The sequence below is a fragment of the Mycobacterium sp. NS-7484 genome (assembly GCF_001953975.1).
GTDB lineage: Bacteria > Actinomycetota > Actinomycetes > Mycobacteriales > Mycobacteriaceae > Mycobacterium.
In genome coordinates this window covers 153975-174330 of the sequence record NZ_MBEJ01000127.1, presented here as the reverse complement: position 1 = coordinate 174330, position 20356 = coordinate 153975, and the positions used below count along the sequence as shown (strand labels likewise).

Genomic DNA, 20356 nt, shown 5'->3' with positions numbered 1-20356 from the left:
GTGCTGGGGTTTCAGTATGCCGGACGGGTCGGACCGACTGCATTAATGAAACATTTCAACGAATTTGTTTATTTTCCTGCGGAGGACGGTCGACGCCGGTTAGCGTGCCGGCGTGATCAAACCGGGGCGGATTGCAGTGTTGGCGGCAGGGTGGGGCGTGTTGGTGATCGCGCTCTGGATGGGGCTGATGGTCGTCGCGGCCCCGATGGCTCATGCCGAGCCCGGTGCCGGCAAGTCGACGAGCCAGTCCGCCAACGACTCCGACAAACCCTCGAGCGGACGTGACAAGTCCGCCCGCGTCGCACCCCGCAAAGAAAAGCCGCGCCGCGTCAAGAGCGATGCCGACACCTCGACGACGGCACCGACCGCCACGGCCGACCGTGCGCCGGTGCGTCAGCGTCCGCGTCGGCTGCTGCCCGAGGCGGTGACGGACATCCTGACGCCACCGGAGCAGGTGCGAGAACTGGTCCACGACATCGCCGACCGGACGACGAAAGTCACGGCCCGCCAGTCACTCCCACGCACCAAGATCACGCCGCGGGGTGACACCCCCGAAGTTTCCGTACCGGCGGCCACCGTGACCGAGCGTCCCATCGAGAAGGCAGCACCCCAGATTGCCGACGCGGCCGAGACCACGCCGGTCGCGGAGGCGAGCGCGCTCGTCGACCGCGTCATCACGCGAAGCCGCGCTCTGGTCAGCGATGTCACTGACGTCACCGACATCACCACCCGGGCGGCCGATACTCCGGCCCCGCGACCGATCGCCCGGATGGTGGCCGCCACCCCCAGTGCCGCCGCGACGGCGCCTTCGGTGCCGATCGTCAATATCGTCGGCTCGTTGGTGTTCAACGTCGTCGGCGCGGCGCTGCAGGTGTTCTCGGGTCCGCCGGTGCTCCCGCCGGGCAGCACCGTCACGGTGCGCTCCTCGACGTTGACCATGCCGGGCTCCAACCGCGAGGTGCGCGCCGACTGGTACTTCCCCGAAGACCCGGACTCGGCGACCGGCGTCATCTACCTGCAGCACGGATTCATGGCGACGGGCCCGATGTACAGCTACACCGCGGCCTATCTGGCCGAGGAGACCAACAGCATCGTGGTCGCCCCCACCCTGTCGTCGAACCTGTTCGACCCCGACGCCCAATGGATCGGCGGCGAGCCGATGCAGCAGTCGGTGGCCGACCTGTTCGCCGGCGATCGTCCCGAACTCACCGCGAGTGCCAGTGCCGCGGCCGGGCACCCCGTCGCGCTGCCGTCGAAGGTCGTCCTGGTCGGCCACTCCCTGGGCGGGATGTTGGTCACCGGCGCTGCCGGCCGCATGGTCGACAACGGCGCCATCGACGACCTGGCCGGGGTGGTGCTACTGGACGCCGTGGACACCAACACGGACATGCCCGAGGCACTGGCCAAGCTCAGCGGCGCCAATTACCGTCCGGTGCTGGTGATTTCGTCCGAGCGCTACGTGTGGAACCTCGACGGCACCGTCGGGGACGAACTGGAGGCGGCCCGGCCCGGACAGTTCAACGGCGTCATGCTGGTCGGTGGCCGTCACATCGACGGATTGCAGGGCGCCAACCCGATCCTGCAATTCGCCGAGTATGTGATCGCCGGCTTCTCGCAGCCGCAGAACATCGACGCGGTCAAGACGATCTCCGCCGGGTGGATCAACGACATGTACGACGGCACCCACGACGGCGTCTACGGCGCACCGCAACAGCGCATCGACATCCCGACCCCGTCCGGTACGGCCACCGCCGTGGTGTTGCCGTTCACCTCGACCGACTCGGTGCAGGCGACGCCGTGGGACGGACTGGTAGACCCGATCCTCGATTTCCTCTTTCAATTCGCGGTGTACGAACCGTTGGCCGGACGGTCCGTCACGATCGCCGTTTGACGCGCCCATATCCTGATGGCAACACCGAACCGGGAGATTGCCGTGGGGGAGATGCCGCCCGAGGAGTACCCACACGAGTGGGTCGACCGGTACGGACCCCAGGCCTACGTTCGGCCGCCTGACAGCCGGCACGACGCCACCACGGTGGTCATCCGCTGCGTGGCCGGGGTGATCGGCGGCGGGGCCGCGGCGCTGTGGGCGTTGATCGTCTTCGTGATGTTGAGTTCGGCGTTCTCGACGGACCCGGCCTCCGATCCGCACGGCTACGGGATCGTGTTCGGCATCATCGCCTACCTACCGCTGGGGCTGATTTGGACGTTTGTGTTGCCGTTCGTCGCCCCCAGGCGCCGGTGGGGACGGGCCTTCGCCGTCTCGATGCTGAGCTTCGCGGCCATGACCACTCTGGTGATCGTCGCCTTGAACGTCTCGGGCGCCGGATAGCGTTCTGACCAGGTTCGCTCGGTTGCGCTGATAGAGGCATATAGCAAGCTCAGCTATACATTTTGCGGAAAAATTGTTAACCAACCGGTGTCTCATCTATGTGTGATTCAGCCCACGGAAGATGTACATTGTGATCGCTGTCATAGAAAGGGCGATGCGCAATGTTCAGTGCAGTTGTAGGTGTGCTTTTGCTGATGCTCGGCATCGGCGCGGTCGCCGGCGTTGTGACGGCCGTGGCCATGGGCTTGCCCACGCTTGCCATCGTCATCGGCCTTGTCTCCGGCGCGTTTTTCGCCGGCCGGGCGGTTTAAGGCTTCAACCGCTTGCGCAGGCCCGTCGCACGGACGGCCTGCCGGGCGATCGCCGCACGGATTTCCGCCTCGGACCCCACCACGCGCACCCGGGTTTTGGCCCGGGTGACCGCGGTGTAGAACAACTCTCGCGTCAACAACCGAGAGTCCTCGGACGGCAACAGCACGGTGACCTCATCGGCCTGGCTGCCCTGGGACTTGTGGATGGTCATGGCGTGCATGGTCTCCACCTCGGTCAGCCGGCCGGTGGCAAATGAAGTGGATCCGCCCACAGTCCCACCCACGATGGCCCGAAGGCCGTCCGGCGTGGCGACGGTGACGCCGGTGTCGCCGTTGTAGAGCTTGAGCCCATAGTCGTTGGCGGTCACCAGGATCGGCCGGCCGACGTACCACTGCGCCCACGTCGGCTCCCCGGTCGCCTCGGCCAGCCACCGCTGCACCTGCCGGTTCCAGTGCGTGACGCCGTAGGGCCCGTGCCGATGCGCACACAACAACCGGTGCTCGTCGAGAATCTCCAGGGCAACCCGCCCGTCACCGAGGATCGCCGCCTGACGCAACGCAAGGGCCTGCGGCACAAGCACTTCCCGCAACCGCTCGAGCGGATCGGTCTGCACCCACTCGACATGCTCACCGCCGGCGGCCAGCACCGCCACCGCACCCGCAGCGTCGCCGGCCCGGATCGCCGACGCCAGCGCCCCGATCGACTCACCGAACCGGTGCGAGGTCTGCAGCGCCGCCACACCGCGCGAGCCCAGCCCGTCGACCAGATCGGCCAACACCGCCCCGGCCTCCACCGAGGCCAGCTGATCGGGATCACCGACCAGTAGCAGACGAGTCTGCGGCCGCACCGCCTCCAACAGCCGGGCCATCATCGTCAACGACACCATCGACGTCTCGTCGACCACGATCACATCGTGCGGCAACCGATTGGCCCGGTGATGACGAAACCGGGACGACGTGTCCGGGCGCGGGCCCAACAGCCGGTGCAATGTGGTGGCCTGCAGACCCTCGATGCGCCCACGGTCCACCGCGTCGAGTCGGTTCACCTCCAGCTGCACGGCCTCCTGCAGCCGGGCCGCGGCCTTACCGGTCGGCGCGGCCAGCGCGATCCGCAACGACGGGCGCCCGGCCAACGCGGCCTGCTCGGCCAACAGGGCCAAGAGCCGCGCCACCGTGGTGGTCTTGCCGGTGCCCGGCCCGCCGGTCAACACCGTCAACCCTTGCGAGAGCGCCACGTTGGCCGCGGCCCGCTGCTCCTCGAAGCCATCCGGGAACAGCCGTGCCACATCCGGAACCGAACCGTCGGGCCGTGTGCCGATCAACGCCAACACGTCGTCGCACACCTGCTGCTCCTCCAACCAGTACCGGTCGAGGTACAGCAGATCGCCGAACAACCGCAGCACCGGCGGCGTTCCCAGCAGCGGACTCGCCGCCACCGCGGCCAGCCACTCCTCGACCGGCGGCCACGGCAACTCCGGTAGCTGCGTCTGGGCCGCGACCGCGCGCAGATCCACACACACCGAACCCCCACGCAGCGCCCGCACCGCCAGCGCCAGAGCCAGCTCGACCCGAGGGTCCGTTTCCTCGGCGAGGGTGCTCAACCGTTGGGCCACCTGCACATCGGCGGGTTCCAGGATCTCGGCGAAGGCCTCCAACATCACCGCGCCCCCTTGTCCAGCAGGTCCGAGAGGGCGATGACCAACGCGGCCGGTGGTTCCCAGCTGAACACCCCGGCCGGGTGTCCGTCTATGACGGGTGTCTGCGGCCCACACATGCCCCGGACGAACAGGTACATGACTCCGCCCAGATGCGTCGCCGGATCGTAGCCGGGCAACCGCCAGCTCAGGAACCGGTGCAGCACAACGCTGTACAACAAGGCTTGCAGCGGGTAGTCCGAATGCAGCATGGCCTCGACCAGGCGCTCACACCCATAATCGGCCGCGGTGAGCGACGTGTCCCCGGTGCCGAGCCAGTTGGTCTTGTAGTCGACGACGACGAACCGTTGCCCGATCCGCAGCACCACATCCACCGACCCGGACAGATACCCGCGCAACGGCTGGCGGCCCAGAAGCCCGGTCGACAACCGCTCGGCATACACCGCCATCGGATCCGTGGCCGGCAGGTGCTCGTCGAGCAGCGCCCCCACGTCGGCCAGTCGCGCGAACTCGCCGCCGCGCAGGTCGCCGCCGGCCATCGGGAACTCGAAATCCACTTCGCACAATCGGTCTCGTAAGCCGATCTGACGCAACGTCATGCCCGGCGCCAACGGGCCCAACGGGGTGTCGTGCATGGGCAGCAGCGCGGCAGCCAACTCGTCGGTGCCGACCTCGACCGGCCAACGCGCCGCATGTCTTTCCACCTCGGCCCGTAGTTCGGTTTGCAGATCGGCGGCCAGCGGATCGGCGGTCTCCAACACGGCGTGTACGAGCGAGCCGAACGCCGCACCGGTCGGCAGCGCCGCCATCGGCGACGGCACGTCGGCGCCCTGTGCCGGGGCGACGACGGCGAGGTCGGTGGACTCGTCGTCGAGTTCGGCGACCTCGGGCTCACTGGACACCCCGGAGGTGCCGTCCTCCTCGGCTGCACGCAGCAGACCCGAGTACGACGTGCGCCGCCACGCGGTGTCGATGGACCGGTGAAAGTGCCGGGCCGCCAGATCATCTGGAATTCCCGGGCGCGGGATGGGCGGCACCGCGTCGATCACCGATTCCTCCAGCACCGGACCGCCCGCGGCCTCCCAAGCCCGCAGCCGGGCCAGCGCGTCGTCGTCGGAGATCTTGGCCGGGGCACACCGATCGGGCACCGCGGACTGGCCGGGGGCACGCCCGCGCAGCAGCCGCGACAGCCCGCCGTTCGGTTCGTCGTTCGACGGCGCCCACCACGCCACCACCTGAGACTGGGCCCGCGTCATCGCCACATACGTCAACCGGCTGTCGTCGGCGGCCGCCTCGGCGCGCCCGGCCCGCGTCACGGCCGGGTCCGGACCCCCGACCTGAAGGCAGCGCATCCCCTCGTCATGGAACAGCACCAGATCTGGTTCGGGCACATAGCGATTGAACGCAAACGGCAGATACACGATCGGGAACTGCAGGCCCTTGCTCACCCACACCGTCATGATCTGCACCGCGGCCGCGTCACTGTCCAGACGCCGGTTACGCTCGGCGGCCGCGCCGCCCTCGGAACGTTGGGTGCGCAACCAGTCCCGCAGCGCGGGCAGCCCGAATCCCTCGCGGTGCGCGGTGTCGCCGAGCAGTTGGGTCATGTGGGCCAGATCGGTCATCAACCGCTCACCGCCCTGCCAGGACAGCACCCGCTTGCGCATGCCGGCCAGCTGCGCCGCCTCGAAGATCGCCGCCACCCCGCGTTCCCGGGCATGCCCGGCCCAGGTGCGTAGCGTCTCGGCGACCCGGTCGGTGAGCGCATCCCCGCCGGCGGCAAGGGTTTCGGCCGTCTCGCCGAAGAACATCGTGGCCGCGGCGGCCCGGACCAGCCCGGGACGGTGCGGCTGGTCGAAGGCTTCCAACAGATACAGCCAGTCCTCGGCGGCCTCGGAGTTGAAGACGTCCGAATCGCCGGTGTAGACCGCCGGGATGCCGGCGTCGAGCAGCGCGGCGTGGCAGGCCCGGGCATCCTTGTGGGTCTCGACGATCACCGCGATGTCACGGGCCTGAAGTTTCTCACCGGCGAAGGTTGCCCCACTGGCCAGCAGGGCGCCGATGTCGGCGGCCAGGTCCTTGCCGATGTGGTTGCGTAGCTGGGCGATCGGAATCACCTTGGCGTCCTTGCGTTTCCGCGGGACCACCCGCACCCGGAACGGGTCGTTGTGTGGAGCTCCGGCCAGCCGGTGACCCTGATGGTGCGCCTGCACATCGTGCACCACGATGTCGGGACCGCCGAGCTCGGCGCCACGCAGCACCCCCTGCAGCCGGTCGACGAGCGCGCTGTCACTGCGCCAGTTGGTGCCCAGGGTCTGCTTGTCCCCGGCGGTGGCCGCCGCCCGCAGGTAGGTGTCGATATCCCCGCCGCGGAACGCATAGATCGCCTGTTTGGGATCACCGATCAGGATGAGGGTGGACCGTCCCGAGAACGCCCGCTCGATCACCTGCCACTGCACCGGGTCGGTGTCCTGGAACTCGTCGACCATCACGATCGGCCAACGCTGTGCCATCCGGACCCGGGCCGCCGAGCCTTCGGGTTCGAGCGCGTCGGCCAACCGGGTCAGCAGATCGTCATAGCCCAGCACGCCGCGGCGACGCTTGCGAATCTCCAACTCCGCGCACACCGCCCGGGCGAATCCCAACCGGATCGCCGCCGGGGACTCCGGTTCGGGATCGGCGGGCCGCAGTTCGGTCGCCGGATTGGCCACCACCACGCGGGCCAGCCGCAGCGCCTCGGCATACCCCAGCTCCGGCGAGTCCCGCTGGGCACCGAAGTGCGCCAGATACAGATCGTCGACGATCTCGCAGACCAACTCGTCCAGGCTCTCGACCAGCGTCACCCCCGAATCGCTGTCCCCGGCCACGCCAAGGGATTTCAGCACGATCTGGCAGAACTGATGCGTGGTCGCGATCGTTGCGGCGTCGAAACCGGCCAGGGCGTCACGCAACCGCTGACTGCGGGCCTGCTGATCCTCGGCGACCAGGTACTGCAACAGGTCGTTGTCGGCGCGGGTCGGGTCGGCCAACGCCACCAGTGCCGCGACGATCTGTGCTCGGACCCGCTCCCGCAGCTCCTGGCTGGCCGCCCGGCCGAACGTGATGAGCAGCATCTGGTCCAGGGTCGCTGCGCCTTCGGCCACCAGCCGCGTCACCAACCCGGCCAGCGCGAACGTCTTGCCGGTGCCCGCGCTGGCCTCCAGCACGGTGGTGCTGTTGGGCTGCGGCAGCGGGCCGAGCAGATCGAAAACCTTCACTGGACGTGCCTTTCGGCGCGAAGGACCGGCAGCCACAACCGCTCGGAATATTCCCCCAACCCGACCAGCCGGCTCAACGGCGCACCACGACCCCAGGCCCGCACGTGCGCCGGTGCCTCGTCCTCACCGGGGAATCTGCCGGTGCGCCAGCGGTATCCGGCTTCACGCTCCGGATCGTCACCGGCATGGCGTGCTGCCGCCCACGCATAGGAGGTCTTGACGGGCAGCGGCAGCGGTTCGCGACGGCCCGCATCGTAGATCGCCACCAGATCCGCCAGCAGCTCCACCGGATTGTCCGGGGGCCCCAGCCCGGTGACCCGCGGGGTGTCACCGCGGCGCGGCCGGCCGATGCACACCGCCGACCAGTCGCGATCCGGATATCCGGCGGCCAACGCCAACAACGGGATCCACGACTGCAGCAGGTGTTTGCCGTCGAGCTTGGAATAGGTGACCGATACAAGCCGGTCGTCGAACACCGGGGAGACGGTGCCGGTCAGCCGGCGCCCGCTACCGAGGTCGATGTCGACGTCATGGGCGTGCGGATCGTGGGTCTGGAAGCGCAGCGCCTCGGTGGCCAGCAAGGCACATCGATCGCGCAGGGCGATCGCCCGCCGCCAACCCAACTGCCCCGGTGGCAGCGTGCCGCGGCGCCACTCGGCCTGTTGGGCGTCGGCCGGGGTCATGCCGCGCAGGATGTCGCTGAGCATGCGGTCGCCGACCGTCCACTCCTCCAAGGCATCGATGTCCACCGGCATGACGTCCGAGACGCCGTCGACATCCCACGGCAACGTGTAGTCCAGGGCACGGAAGAAGCCCTTCACCGGATCCTTGAAGAAGGTGACGAGATCCTCGAGCGCGACGTCTCCGGCTACGGGTGGCGGTAAGGGCTCGGCGAAGAACGCCGGCCGGTCGGCGCGCCGCCCGGCGCTGGCCTGCGCCGCGGTGAGCGCGGTGGGGTCGAACGTGAACGGCCCTTCCGGCAGCAGGGCGCCAAGGGTGACGTTTCGAATGTCGAAGGGCTGCAAGGGGTGTGTGGTGACGACGTCCACCGGTTGCTCGGCGGTGATCTTGAGGGTGTCGATCAGCTCGGCCAGGGGCACCGCGGGCGGACGGGCCTGCCCGGAGTATTCGTTGGCGCCGGTGTAGGTGACGACGAGCGTCTGCGTGGCCGCACCGATGGCGTCGAGCAGCAACTGGCGGTCCTCCGAGCGGATGTCGCGCTCGCCGGTGCGTGGATCGCGGGCCAGCGCGTCGTCACCGTCGACCGCACCCAACCGCGGGAAGACGCCGTCGTCCAGCCCCACCAGACACACCACGCGGTGCGGCACCGAGCGCATCGGCACCATGGTGCACACTGTCAGCGTGCCGGTGCGGAAGTTGGCCCGCGTCGGTCGGCCGGCCAGATGCCGATCCAGCAGTGCCCGAACATCACTGAGCCGCATGGGGGTTGCCGCCGCGCCGACGGCCTCTTCGATCTCGGCGAACTCGCGTTGCACCTGGGCGGCGGGCCACTCCTCGTCCGAATACGCCAACGCCTCGATCCCGGTGCTCAGTGCCGTCAACCACTCGTGCAGGGGACGTACGCCGCTGAGCTGACCGACGGTGTGCGCCAGTTTGTCGACGAAATCGGCGAACCGGCCGGCCAGCTCGACGCGGTTGCTGCTGACGTCGTCCAGCGGCAGCGTGGTGCCCAACCACGCGTGCGAGTCGTCGGACATCGCCACCCCCGCCAATACCCGGTCGAGGCCGAAACGCCAGGTGTTGTGCAGGAATTCGACCCCGTACGGGCGGCGGTGCTCCTGGTCGAAACCCCACCGGATGTTGGCTTCCCGCACCCACGCGGTGACGGCTTCCAGATCGTCGTCGGTGAAGGTGAACCGGGCCCGCACCGGCGCGGACTCCGCGAGGTTGAGCACCTCACTCGCGGTGGCCCGCCCACCGGCCAGCGTCAGCACCGATGCGGCCACCGACAGCAGCGGATTCGTCTGCACCAGCGCGCGATCGGCCAGCCGCACCCGCAGCTTGTGCGCCGGGTGCGCACCTCTGATGACATCACCCAGCCCGAACCCGGCCGTGATCAACGGGGCATAGGTCTCGATGTCGGGGCACATCACCAGGATGTCGCGGGGCTCCAGCGTCGGATCGTCGGCGAGCAGGCCCAGCAGCACCTCGCGCAGCACCTCGATCTGCCGCGCCGGGCCGTGGCAGCTGTGTACCTGCACCGAGCGGTCGTCGCGCCGATGGATGCGTCCGGCCGGGCGGACGGCGTTGGCGGCGATATCGGACTGCAGCCAGCCCAGCAGGGTATCGGGATGGCTTGTGCTGCTGAGGTATTCGTCACTGTCGGGGACTGGGAGGGTCCGCTGCAGCTCCCGTAGGTCACGGCCGAGGGTGGCCAACAGCGGATGCTGCACGTCGCGGTGGCTGGTGTCCTGGCGGCGGGGCAGCGGGCCGGTGTGTGCGCTCAGGGACTGCCACAGCACGTCGCTGGGATGCGGCAGCCACAGGTGCAGGTCGTGGTGGGTGGCCAGCGCGGTGAGCAGTTCGATCTCGGTGACCGGCAGGCGGGTGTGGCCGAACAGCGACAACCGCTCGGGCAGATCGCTGGGTGATTCGGTCAGGCGGGCAAGGGTTTTCGCGTGCCTCTCGTGCGGCGGCTCGGCGTCGACGCGCTCCAGTAGTGCCCGCCACAGCGGGGCCTGCCACGCCAGGTCGGCGGGCAGGCCGTCCCAATCGACAAGCAGTTGCGGGCGTTGCCGCGCGTAGGAGGCGAACAACCCCGCCAACCGTCGGGCCACCGCGTAGCGTCGGCCCTGGCGAAGCTCATGCTCGTCACCCATCTCGAAATGGCCCAGGTGCGTGGCCACCGCCTGCAGCCACGGCTGGTCGAGGTTCTCGTCGATCACCGCGAGAAGCGGCCAGGCCATGGCGTCGGCCGACCAGGGATCCTCTTCGTCGGTGCCGGTCAGCTCGGCGATCAGCGAGCGGGGGTTGCGGAACTCGACGGCCGCGCACACGCCCAGCCGGTTGCTCAACCGCTGACTCAGCCAGCGCTCGACGCCCTTGGCGGGCACCAGCACCAGCTCCTGGGCGAACGGGTCAGCGGGGGATCGGCTCAGCAGATCTGCCAGCCCGTCGGCGAGCAGATCGGTGCGCTCGGCCCGGTGCAGGTGCATTGCCATCGACAGACACGATAGGAGACCGGCTTAGCGGGGTGCGGCGTTTGGCCCCGACAGTGCCCTGGGCCGGGCGGCCAGCGCGACGGCGAGGGTGATCGCGCCGGCGATGACGAAGGCCACCCGCACGTTGAACAGGTCGGCCGCACCGCCGAGCAGGGCCGCGGCAAACGGTCGCGATCCGAGGAACCCGACGAGCCACAGCGCCATGATCCGGCCCCGCAGCTGCTCGGGCGCACGTTCCTGAACCACCGTGCTCAACCCCGTCATGGCCCAGCCGAACCCGAGCCCCGCGATCGCGAACCCGCCCAGCGCCACCGCCGTGACGGTGCCCAGCGCCAGCAGTCCGCTACCGGCGACCAACAGCCACAGCCCGATCGTCGACACCTGGGCGGCGGGCAACCGACCACGCATGGCGGCCAGCACCACCATGCCGAGCGCCGCGCCGATGCCGAACGCCGCCGACAGCGCACCGACCAGATGTGCGCCGCCGCCGAGGTCTTCGGCCATCGACGGGGTGAGCGTGATCGACGGGTCGGAGGCGAACCCGACCGTCGTCACGGCGAGCAGCGCCAGCAGTAGCGGGCGGTCGCGCCACACATGGGCCAGGGCCGCGCGCACCCGGTAATCGCCGTCGGGACTGCGGTCGGGCCGGACCGGGAAGGTGACCAGCAGCAGGAAGATCGCGAAGACCAGGTGCAGGCCCGCGCTGATCGCGAAGCCCGGCGCCGCACCCAGGCGGGCGGCCAGGAAGGCGCCGATGGCCGGGCCCAGGATGCGGCCGATGGTCATCGGAATGCTGTTGAGCGCCATGGCCGTCGGCAGTTCACCGTCGCGGATCAGGCTGGGCACCACCGACTGCATGGCCGGACCGCCGATGACGAAACCGAAGCCGACGAGGGTCGAGCCGACGAGCACCGGAATCGCCGCGGCAGTGCCCTGCAGGTCGGGTGCCGCGGCCAGCCACACGGCCGTCGAGCCCGAACCGATGATGCACAGCACGCGGCCCCACAGGATCTGGCGGGCCGGGTCACCGATATCCGCCCACTTGCCGCTGGTCGGGCTGAGGATGAGTTGGGGGAGGAACTGCGCGACGCCGACCAGCCCGACCATCACCGCCGAGCCCGTCGCGTCGAAGATCACGATCGCCGCCACGATGCCATGCGTCCAGACCGCGACGACCGAGAACATCTTGCCCCAGAACAAGGCTCCGAAAACCGGGTCGAACATCAGCCGCAGGGCTCCGCGAGGTTGCAGACGGGCAGTGGTCTGGGCCGTCACGAGCACACACCCCGCTCGAAATCGGTGACCAGCTGCTGCAACAGGTCGACCAGTTTGTCGACCTCGTCCTCGGGCCAGTCGGCCACCGTCTCGGCGACCATCTGTTGGCGTCGTTCGGTGACCTGGGCCAGTGCCTGGCGGCCTTCCTCGGTCAGCGTCAACACGCAGCGGCGTTGATCGTCAGGGTCCATCGATTTGGTGAGCAGACCGGCACTCACCACATTGGCGACGGTACGGCTGGCGGTCGAGTGCTCGACGGCCATGTACTCGGCCACCTCGCCGATCGAGGCGCTGAGCCCGGCCTTTTCCCGCTGCTCCACGGCGCGCAACACCCGCAGCGTCGACAGGGACGGCACGCTGCCCGACGCGTCGATGAGCCGGCGCCGCCACCCCGGCCGCTGCCGGAGGATGTGGACACGGACCAGCAGTTCATCGAGGTCGTTGTAGCGGGGCACTATATATGCATAGCACATACATATATTGATCAAAGATTCGTCGTGTGAAGCTGTCGGTAGGCCCCGGCACACTCCGCACATGGGGGATCCATTCATCGGAAGCGAAGCGCTGGCCGCGGGCACTCTGACCCGACATGAACTACGAACCCGCTTCGTGGCCATCCATCACGACATCTACGTCGCCAAGGGCACCAAACCGACCGCACTTCTGCGGGCGCGGGCCTGCTGGTTGCGATCCCGCGGCCACGGAATCCTGGCCGGATACTCCGCATCGGCCTTGCACGGAGCGCGATGGATCGACGCGAGCCTGCCCGCCTACGTCATCGACACCAACAATCGGAGGCCGGTCCGGGGGATCGTCACATGGGCCGACGCGATCGCCGACGACGAGATCTGTTCGATCGGCGACATCCGCCTCACCACACCTGAGCGCACCGCGATCGATCTGGCCTGCAAGTTGCCCGAGGACATCGCGGTTCCTGCGATCGACGCCCTGGCCCGGGCCACCCGGATGAAGGTGGCCGACATCGAACTGGCCGCCGAGCGCCACGCGGGACGCAAAGGCATCAAGCGGGCGCGCGCCAGCATCGCACTGGTGGACCCGCGGGCAGAGTCGCCGCAGGAAACCTGGTTGCGGCTCTTGGTCATTCGCGCGGGCTATCCTCGCCCGGAATCGCAGTACCCCGTCTGCAACGAATACAACGCACTGATCGGCGAGGTCGACCTGGCGTGGCCGGAAGTGAAGATCGCGCTGGAATACGAAGGCCGTCATCACACCGATCCGGAGCAACTCCGCAAGGACATCGCCCGGATCGACGAGATGATCGAGATGGATTGGATCGTCATTCGAGTCACCAGCCGGGATGGTGCGGCCAACGTGCTCGGTCGGCTTGCCAAGGCCTGGGCTTCGCGTATGTAGCGTGGTGGCGGAAAAATGGCCGGAAAATCTCCACCACGCTTCATACGCGAGCGGATGGCCCGGGCGGTGGGGCTGGAGTGAAAAGTGCGACCCCCGCGAGCGGGGGTCAGGGCGGTCTAGCCCGCGAATTCGGTTGCCAGCCCGTCGATCCCGGCCCGGATCGCGGTCAATGCTCCGGCGCGGGCCTTGAGCTTGCTGGCCACATGGGCGCCGGCGTTCAACGTCGCGGCGGCATCGGCGGCCACCTGCTGGGCCCGCTCGAGCACCGCGTCGGCCTCGACGATCTCGTCGAGCCAGCCACCCGCGACCGCGTCGTCACCGCTGAACGTCGCGGCCATCGAGATGCCCCGCTGAAAAGCGGCCGGTGTCAACCGCATCCGCATGATCTCGATCGCGGCGATCGGCAGCGTCATCCCGATCTTCACCTCGTTGGCCTGGCACCGCGCAGTCGACGCGCCGACCCGGTGGTCGCCGGACAACATCAGAAACGAGCCCATCGCGATGCAGTGTCCGGTCGCGGCCATGATCACCGGCACCGGGAAGGTCAGGCAGCGCACCGACAGTTCGAACCCGCCGGCGAGCATGCCCAGGGTGGCCGCCGCGTCGCCGGCCGCGAACACGCTCAAGTCGAACCCGCCGCTGAACACCTTTGAATTACCGGCCAACACAACGGCTTTCACCTCGCCGCCGGCGGCCGCCTGGGCTGCCTGGTCCAGCGCACCGCTGAGCTCGGTTTGCATGGCAGGAGACAGGGCGTTGACTTTGCCGTCGTCCATCGTGATCGTGGCGACGGCGTCGTTGAGCTCGTAGCTCACCAGGGGACTCATCGCACGATGGTAGCGAGTCTGCTCAGGCCCGATGACGGCTGCCGGAGGTTGCCGGCTTGATCAGATCGGTCTCGGGATCGTCGTCGTAATCGTCGTCGTCATCGTCGTCATGGGTGGCTTCGTACCGATCACGCCAGCGTGAGCGCAGCTCGGCGCCCATCGCGTTGATGCGGTTGATCTCCGAGCGCAGCTTCTGCTCGTCGGTCTCCTTGGCGGCGTACTGGAAATAGGTGAGCACTCCGCGCAACAACTCCAGCTTCTGCTTTTCGCGCCGGGCCCGGTCATGCGTGGTCAACAACTCCATGCGGTCCACCGGCGGCAGCGTCGCCCAGTCCAGCACCGCGGTGTTGCGCAGCTTGCGGCCGCTGGGTTTGCCCGCTGTGGGTGGCTCGTCGTAATAGGTGACGGCACCGTCGAACCGGGATGCGATGGCCTCACCGAGTTCCTTGCGATCCAGCGCCGAATCCCACACGATGCGCCACTCCTGGCCCGGCGCCAGATACGGGATCTCGGCGGGCAGGTTCAGCGGCACGATGTCGACATAGTTGTCGTCATAAGAGCTTTCGTACTTGCCGACCGTCGGCGGATTCGCGAACTCGAACCGCAAACCGTAGGCCGGGCGTTGCCCGAAATTGCGCACCACCAACTCCACCAGATGCCAGTCGGTGCTGCTGGGTTCCATGAACATCGACACATTCGGCTGTGTCAGCTCGGCCCGTCGCTCCCGGGCTTTCAGATACTGTCGCCACGCGTAGATGAGTGCGATGACGACGACGACGATCGCCACCCACGCCGCGAGTGCCGTCCACGCACCCGGTTCGAAACTGGCCAACTCCCGCCCCCGCTCCGTGACCGCATCGATGATCCCCACCAAGTGGGTATATCACGGACTTTCGGCGTGGGCAGCGGTCCGGTTCAGCAAACTCCTACCGAAATCACGACGCGACGGCGGTGAGCACATCGCGGGCGACGGTCGAAGTGACCGGCGTGTGCACCAACCGTTCGCCGCGGGCCAGCCACTCGGCATCGGCCCATTCGATACGCGCGGGCAACCGCCGCCAATAATGCGGATGCGACCGCAGGTACACCTCGACGCTGGCGTGCACCTTGGCGTCCAGCGGCGGCCGGCACCGGCCGATCACCGGCGCGGTTCCGGCCAATGCGTCGAGATCGGTGGGGCACGACCCACGTTCGAGTACCTGCAGACCGGCGGCGATCGCGCCGTCGAGGACCCAGTCCAGCGCGATGTCGGCCAGCGGCCAGCAGGCGTCGTTGCCCCCGGTCACGTCGCACCGCGTGCCCCGGAACCACACCTCGTCGAGGCTCTCGAAGTACCGGATCGTGCGGCGCCCGCCGTCCACCCCCACCGCATGCCGCCCGGCTTCCACGGTGGGTAACGGACCCATGTGCTGTTTCGTACCGGGCGTTGCGGTTGCGTTCCACAGGCCGACGAACCGCACCGGCACGGCCGGATCGCGATCGCCGAACAGTTGCGCAGCCAGCACCCGGATCTGGCGCCAGTCCTGCGGGGTGCGGGCGGTGCGCGGCAGGACATAGGTGGCCAACGCGTAGTCCAGGACGTCATCGGAGTGTGCCGGCAGCAGGCCGACCGTGCCGAGCAGGGTGGCCAGCTCCCCGGCGCGGTGTCCGCCGTCGCCCCCGCCGAAAACAAAGATGTGATCCCCGGGATCCCAGGCCTCGCCGAGGAACCGGTAGGCCTCGACGATGGCGGCGCGGGCCGCGCTCACGGAGTCACCGCGAAAGCCCTGCGTCAGGCGTCTGCCGGGGCGCATCGCCGTGCCGCTGTGATACCAGGTCAGCTGTTCGGTGCCGTCCAGCAACCGAAACAGCATTTCGGTATTCGACGCGTCACGGAGCCCGGGTTGTTCATCTGTGTGGTCGAAGCACAGCACGATGTTCTTCACGGCGACCCCCGGCAAAACTGTCAAAAATGTGCTGACTCACAGTTTGCCGGGTTCGCAGGCGGATGTCCTGAGTATCGCACTACTCGAATCGCCCGCAGCGGCCGATCGTTCCCAATGCAACAGGTTAGGCAACGAAATCCGTGGCAGTAGGGCCGTCGCAACGTGGAATAGCCCCGTTCGGAATCGGTAAATTCAGTGGATTCCGCATGTGTGTCATCTGGAGCGGTTCATCAACCGCCCATCAACATGCGCCACTGGTCGAGGTTCGACGCCCGGTACACGTAGTTGCTGCGCTTGACCTCATCGAGGGGAGCGCTCGGCTCGGCCGAGTACCAGTGCCCGGGAAAGACGGTCGGATCGCCGGGCAGCTGGGCCAGCGCCTGCAGGCTGCGGAACATGTCGTCGACGTTGCCGCCAGGAAAGTCGGTGCGACCGCAGCCGTCGAGGAACAGGGTGTCGCCGGCGACCAGGCGGCCGTCGAGCAGGAAGCACTGGCTGCCCGGGGTGTGCCCCGGGGTGTGCAGCAGCTCGATCTCGACCGAGCCGATCGCGACCTTGTCGCCGTGTGCGTGCGCGGTCAGTTCGCTCGGTGCGATCCCGGTGACCCGCGAGACCCACTCGGCCTCGTGAGTGTTCACGTGTACCGGCACGCTCTGGCGCTCCAGGAGTTCGGCCAGGCCGGCCAGGGTGAAGCCCATCATCGTGCCGCCGACGTGATCGGGGTGGTGGTGGGTGACCAGCACGCCCGACAGACGCATGTCGTCGGCCTCGAGCACGTCCACCAGATCGTTGGCCGCATACGCCGGATCGACCACGACGGCATCGCCGGTCTCGCGGTCTCCGATCAGGTAGGAGAAGTTGCGCATCTGCTGGGCGATCACGTCGTCGGCCGCGTAGTCGCGGCCCGACAACAACTGGCGGAAATACAAGCGATCGTCAACCTTGGGCTGGGACATGCGCCCAGCGTATTTGGCGGCGCGACAGCGGCGCCGCGGACCGTCGGACAGCCCGGCACTCAGCATCCTCGCAGGTCCAAAAAGCGCACGTCATCGCGTGTTTAAGCCCACACGGAAAAAACTCGCCTCAAAAATGCGGAATTACTAGCGTCAAAGCCATGCACCTCACCCGGTTCACCGACCTCGGACTGCGCACCATGATGCTGCTGTCCGCCGGCGAATCCCAGGACCGGCGCATCACCACCCGGACCATCGCCGCCGGCGCCGACGCGTCCGAGCACCACGTCGCCAAGGCCGTGGCCAAGCTCTCCGAACTCGGCATGGTGCACGCCCGCCGCGGCCGGGTCGGGGGACTGGTGCTCACCGACGCCGGACGCACCGCCTCGATCGGCCGGCTGGTGCGTGAGCTCGAAGGCGACCGCGAGGTCATCGACTGCGGCGGGGATTCGCCCTGCCCGCTGATCGCGGCCTGCCGGCTGCGCCGGGTGCTGGCCGACGCGAAGGAGGCGTTCTATCGCGAACTCGACCGCTACACCGTCACCGACCTCACGGCGGACAACCGCCTACCGATTGTTTTACAACTCACAACCGAAGGGAATCTCCGATGACCGTCACCAGCCCTGAGCCGTCTGCGGTACGCGACGAACTCGAGCCGAAGCACGCCGAAATCGTCTCTGCGACACTGCCTCTCATCGGCGCGCACATCGACGAGATCACCTCGGAGTTCTACCGCAGGCTGTTCGCCAACCACCCCGAGTTGCTGCGCAACCTGTTCAACCGCGGCAACCAGGCTCAGGGCGCCCAGCAGCGTGCCCTGGCCGCCTCGATCGCCACGTTCGCCACCCACCTGGTCAACCCGGACCTGCCGCACCCCTCGGCGCTGCTGTCGCGCATCGGGCACAAGCACGCGTCGCTGGGCATCACCGCCGACCAGTACCCGATCGTGCACGACAACCTGTTCGCCGCGATCGTGGAAGTGCTCGGCGCCGACACCGTCACGCCCGAGGTGGCCGAGGCCTGGGACCGCGTGTACTGGATCATGGCCGACACCCTGATCGCCCTGGAGCGTGACCTGTACGCCGCGGCCGGCGTCGAACCCGGTGACGTCTACCGGCGGCTGCGTGTCGTGTCCCGGGTCGACGACCCCTCCGGCGCGGTGTTGGTCACCGTCCGTTCCGAGGAGCCCGTCAATTTCGTGGCCGGACAATATGTCTCGGTCGGGGTGACCCTGCCCGACGGGGCCCGTCAGCTGCGCCAGTACAGCCTGGTGAACGTCGCCGGATCGACCGACCTGACGTTCGCGGTCAAGCCGGTCGACGCCGTCGAGACCCAACCCGCCGGCGAGGTGTCGAGCTGGATCAGGGCCAACCTGTGCGTCGGCGACCTGCTCGACGTCACGGTGCCGTTCGGTGACCTCTACACCGGCGGTCTGCCCGACGGGCCGCTGGTGCTGGTGTCGGCCGGTATCGGGATCACCCCGATGGTCGGCATCCTGGAGTACGTGGCCGCCGAGGCGCCCGACACCCATGTGCGGGTGCTGCACGCCGACCGCAGCGACACCGCCCATCCGCTGCGGGAGCGTCAGCACGAGTTGATCGACGCGCTGCCCAACGCGAGCCTCGACCTCTGGTACGAGGACGGCGTCACCGGTGGCGCCGCCGGTGTGCACGCCGGGCTGCTCAAGCTCGACGGCATCGAGCTGCCTGCCGACGCCGCGTACTACCTGTGCGGCGGACCCGGTTTCGTCGAGGCGGTGCGCACCCAACTGGGCGACCGCGGTGTCGTCGCAGAGCGGATGCACTGCGAGCTGTTCGCCCCCAACGATTGGCTCCTGGACTAACGACCAGGCGAAATAACTCCCCGACGGCCGTGCTGACCTGCGGTTTGGTGCGGCCGCCGGGGAGGCTGTACCCTCTTTAAGGCTGCGCGGGTACGGACGCGCAACAGGCCCCCTTAGCTCAGTCGGCAGAGCGTTTCCATGGTAAGGAAAAGGTCAACGGTTCGATTCCGTTAGGGGGCTCGGTGGACGAGCAGGCGGTGCGCCGACTCGCATCATCGGGGCGGTGTAGCTCAGCTGGTTAGAGCGCACGACTCATAATCGTGAGGTCGGGGGATCGAGTCCCCCCACCGCTACTGGAACATCAAAAGCAGAGCGTGATTTTGAGCAGGGAGAACTGACGTGGCGTCGAGTACCGACGTACGGCCGAAGATCACTTTGGCGTGCGAGGTGTGCAAGCACCGCAACTACATCACCAAGAAGAATCGCCGCAACGATCCCGACCGGCTCGAGATCAAGAAGTTCTGCCCCAACTGCGGTACCCATCAGCCGCACAAAGAGTCGCGGTAGCCCTGGGCTCGTGGGTCTGTCGACAAGCATCGTCGGGATGCAGTACCGGTATCCCGAGCACTACGAGGTGGGTCGCGAGAAGATTCGCGAACACGCCATCGCAGTCAAGAACGACGATGCCTTTTTTCACGACGAGGCCGCTGCAGCCGAGATCGGACACGACCGGCTACCCGCGCCGCTGACTTTCATCTGCATTTTCGGATACCAGGCGCAGTCGGCGTTCTTCGAGCATGCGAACATCGCCATCCAGGACGCCCAGATCGTCCAGGTCGATCAGGAACTGAAGTTCGTCAAGCCGATCAAGGCCGGCGACAAACTGTACTGCGACGTGTCCGTGCATTCCGTTCGCAAGGCGCACGGCACCGACATCATCGTGACGAAGAACATCATCACCAACGACAACGGTGATTTGGTCCAGGAGTCCTACACGACCCTGGCGGGTCGTTCGGGTGACGGAGAAGAGGGTTTTTCTGATGGCTCTGCGTGAGTTCAGCTCGGTCAAGGTCGGTGACACGCTTCCGGAGAAGGTCATTCCTCTGACCCGCGGCGACCTGGTCAACTACGCCGGTGTATCCGGTGACCTGAACCCGATCCACTGGGACGACGAGATCGCCAAGCAGGTCGGTCTGGACACCGCGATCGCCCACGGCATGCTCACCATGGGCCTCGGCGGCGGCTACGTCACCTCCTGGGTCGGCGACCCGGCCGCGGTCACCGAATACAACGTCCGGTTCACCGCGGTGGTGCCGGTGCCCAACGACGGCGTCGGCGCCGAGATCGTGTTCAACGGTCGGGTCAAGTCCGTCGACCCCGACGACAAGCTGGTGACCATCGCCATCTCGGCCACCGCCGGAGGAAAGAAGATCTTCGGCCGCGCCGTCGCAACCGCCAAACTGGCTTAGGGAGGTCCGGCGC

General features: G+C 67.9%; 18 protein-coding genes and 2 tRNA genes. 11 read left to right on the top strand and 9 right to left on the bottom strand.

The features are described 5' to 3' along the window. Nucleotides 1-112 precede the first annotated feature (112 nt). The 3 genes from A5733_RS23640 (at nucleotide 113) to A5733_RS28130 (ending at nucleotide 2643) form a co-directional block, all read left to right on the top strand. A complete protein-coding gene (locus A5733_RS23640; RefSeq protein ID WP_076241853.1) occupies nucleotides 113-1891 on the top strand; it encodes an alpha/beta fold hydrolase in 1779 nt (592 codons plus the stop codon). Nucleotides 1892-1906: 15 nt separating this feature from the next. After that, a complete protein-coding gene (locus tag A5733_RS23635) occupies nucleotides 1907-2332 on the top strand; it encodes a hypothetical protein (protein WP_083666409.1) in 426 nt (141 codons plus the stop codon). A gap of 182 nt (nucleotides 2333-2514) precedes the next feature. Then, nucleotides 2515-2643: a hypothetical protein gene (locus A5733_RS28130; RefSeq protein WP_255376513.1), complete on the top strand. Its 129-nt coding sequence runs from the start codon at nucleotides 2515-2517 to the stop codon at nucleotides 2641-2643. On the opposite strand, the gene recD is transcribed toward A5733_RS28130, so the two are convergent. Genes recD through A5733_RS23610 form a run of 5 tightly spaced genes read right to left on the bottom strand, consistent with a single transcriptional unit; the run spans nucleotide 2640 to nucleotide 12485 of the window. Next, entirely contained in the window at nucleotides 2640-4301 is a 1662-nt protein-coding gene (gene recD, locus A5733_RS23630) for an exodeoxyribonuclease V subunit alpha (protein WP_076241852.1), read from the bottom strand. The two genes, A5733_RS28130 and recD, sit on opposite strands and share 4 nt — an antisense overlap. Next, nucleotides 4301-7555 (bottom strand): exodeoxyribonuclease V subunit beta, encoded by a 3255-nt coding sequence (gene recB, locus A5733_RS23625; RefSeq protein ID WP_076241851.1) that lies wholly within the window; start codon nucleotides 7553-7555, stop codon nucleotides 4301-4303. The genes recD and recB overlap by 1 nt, the downstream gene beginning before the upstream one ends. Beyond that, nucleotides 7552-10737: an exodeoxyribonuclease V subunit gamma gene (recC, locus tag A5733_RS23620; protein ID WP_076241850.1), complete on the bottom strand. Its 3186-nt coding sequence runs from the start codon at nucleotides 10735-10737 to the stop codon at nucleotides 7552-7554. The genes recB and recC overlap by 4 nt, the downstream gene beginning before the upstream one ends. 24 nt (nucleotides 10738-10761) lie before the next feature. After that, entirely contained in the window at nucleotides 10762-12012 is a 1251-nt protein-coding gene (locus tag A5733_RS23615; protein ID WP_076241890.1) for an MFS transporter, read from the bottom strand. Continuing rightward, nucleotides 12009-12485: a MarR family winged helix-turn-helix transcriptional regulator gene (locus tag A5733_RS23610; protein WP_076241849.1), complete on the bottom strand. Its 477-nt coding sequence runs from the start codon at nucleotides 12483-12485 to the stop codon at nucleotides 12009-12011. The genes A5733_RS23615 and A5733_RS23610 overlap by 4 nt, the downstream gene beginning before the upstream one ends. A 61-nt stretch (nucleotides 12486-12546) precedes the next feature. Between A5733_RS23610 and A5733_RS23605 the strand changes: the two genes are divergently transcribed. Further along, a complete protein-coding gene (locus A5733_RS23605; protein ID WP_076241848.1) occupies nucleotides 12547-13386 on the top strand; it encodes a hypothetical protein in 840 nt (279 codons plus the stop codon). A gap of 116 nt (nucleotides 13387-13502) precedes the next feature. On the opposite strand, the gene A5733_RS23600 is transcribed toward A5733_RS23605, so the two are convergent. The 4 genes from A5733_RS23600 to A5733_RS23585 form a co-directional block, all read right to left on the bottom strand. Next, nucleotides 13503-14213 (bottom strand): crotonase/enoyl-CoA hydratase family protein, encoded by a 711-nt coding sequence (locus tag A5733_RS23600; RefSeq protein WP_076241847.1) that lies wholly within the window; start codon nucleotides 14211-14213, stop codon nucleotides 13503-13505. A 22-nt stretch (nucleotides 14214-14235) separates the two neighbouring features. Then, complete coding sequence (locus A5733_RS23595) at nucleotides 14236-15084, bottom strand: hypothetical protein (protein WP_076241846.1); 849 nt, start codon at nucleotides 15082-15084, stop codon at nucleotides 14236-14238. Between the two features lie 64 nt (nucleotides 15085-15148). Next, nucleotides 15149-16138 (bottom strand): DUF2235 domain-containing protein, encoded by a 990-nt coding sequence (locus A5733_RS23590; protein ID WP_076241845.1) that lies wholly within the window; start codon nucleotides 16136-16138, stop codon nucleotides 15149-15151. A 230-nt stretch (nucleotides 16139-16368) separates the two neighbouring features. After that, nucleotides 16369-17094, bottom strand: coding sequence for an MBL fold metallo-hydrolase (locus A5733_RS23585; protein ID WP_076241889.1), 726 nt, complete (start codon nucleotides 17092-17094; stop codon nucleotides 16369-16371). Between the two features lie 158 nt (nucleotides 17095-17252). On the opposite strand from A5733_RS23585, the gene A5733_RS23580 reads away from it, so the two are divergent. The 7 genes from A5733_RS23580 (at nucleotide 17253) to hadB (ending at nucleotide 20343) form a co-directional block, all read left to right on the top strand. Then, nucleotides 17253-17702 carry an Rrf2 family transcriptional regulator gene (locus tag A5733_RS23580; RefSeq protein ID WP_067777225.1) on the top strand — a complete coding sequence of 150 codons (450 nt, stop codon included), beginning with the start codon at nucleotides 17253-17255 and terminating at the stop codon, nucleotides 17700-17702. Continuing rightward, nucleotides 17699-18934, top strand: a complete 1236-nt coding sequence (locus A5733_RS23575) for a globin domain-containing protein (RefSeq protein WP_076241844.1) — start codon at nucleotides 17699-17701, stop codon at nucleotides 18932-18934. Before A5733_RS23580 ends, A5733_RS23575 begins: the two co-directional genes overlap by 4 nt. 107 nt (nucleotides 18935-19041) lie before the next feature. Continuing rightward, nucleotides 19042-19114, top strand: a tRNA-Thr gene (locus A5733_RS23570). 39 nt (nucleotides 19115-19153) lie between these two features. After that, a tRNA-Met gene (locus A5733_RS23565) sits at nucleotides 19154-19227 on the top strand. Between the two features lie 46 nt (nucleotides 19228-19273). Continuing rightward, nucleotides 19274-19441, top strand: coding sequence for a 50S ribosomal protein L33 (rpmG, locus tag A5733_RS23560; RefSeq protein ID WP_003881823.1), 168 nt, complete (start codon nucleotides 19274-19276; stop codon nucleotides 19439-19441). 10 nt (nucleotides 19442-19451) lie between these two features. Continuing rightward, entirely contained in the window at nucleotides 19452-19928 is a 477-nt protein-coding gene (gene hadA, locus A5733_RS23555; RefSeq protein WP_067777230.1) for a (3R)-hydroxyacyl-ACP dehydratase subunit HadA, read from the top strand. Further along, nucleotides 19915-20343, top strand: coding sequence for a (3R)-hydroxyacyl-ACP dehydratase subunit HadB (gene hadB / locus A5733_RS23550; RefSeq protein ID WP_067777233.1), 429 nt, complete (start codon nucleotides 19915-19917; stop codon nucleotides 20341-20343). Before hadA ends, hadB begins: the two co-directional genes overlap by 14 nt. Nucleotides 20344-20356 lie beyond the last annotated feature (13 nt).

What these genes read in the sequence shown, in the direction of transcription:
- A5733_RS23585 (WP_076241889.1), bottom strand. Translation starts at nt 17,094, where the DNA reads ATGTCCCAGCCCAAGGTTGACGATCGCTTGTATTTCCGCCAGTTGTTG.
- A5733_RS23635 (WP_083666409.1), top strand. Translation starts at nt 1,907, where the DNA reads ATGGCAACACCGAACCGGGAGATTGCCGTGGGGGAGATGCCGCCCGAG.
- recC (WP_076241850.1), bottom strand. Translation starts at nt 10,737, where the DNA reads ATGGCAATGCACCTGCACCGGGCCGAGCGCACCGATCTGCTCGCCGAC.
- recD (WP_076241852.1), bottom strand. Translation starts at nt 4,301, where the DNA reads ATGTTGGAGGCCTTCGCCGAGATCCTGGAACCCGCCGATGTGCAGGTG.
- A5733_RS23575 (WP_076241844.1), top strand. Translation starts at nt 17,699, where the DNA reads ATGACCGTCACCAGCCCTGAGCCGTCTGCGGTACGCGACGAACTCGAG.
- A5733_RS23605 (WP_076241848.1), top strand. Translation starts at nt 12,547, where the DNA reads ATGGGGGATCCATTCATCGGAAGCGAAGCGCTGGCCGCGGGCACTCTG.
- A5733_RS23600 (WP_076241847.1), bottom strand. Translation starts at nt 14,213, where the DNA reads ATGAGTCCCCTGGTGAGCTACGAGCTCAACGACGCCGTCGCCACGATC.
- A5733_RS23610 (WP_076241849.1), bottom strand. Translation starts at nt 12,485, where the DNA reads ATGTGCTATGCATATATAGTGCCCCGCTACAACGACCTCGATGAACTG.
- hadB (WP_067777233.1), top strand. Translation starts at nt 19,915, where the DNA reads ATGGCTCTGCGTGAGTTCAGCTCGGTCAAGGTCGGTGACACGCTTCCG.
- A5733_RS23580 (WP_067777225.1), top strand. Translation starts at nt 17,253, where the DNA reads ATGCACCTCACCCGGTTCACCGACCTCGGACTGCGCACCATGATGCTG.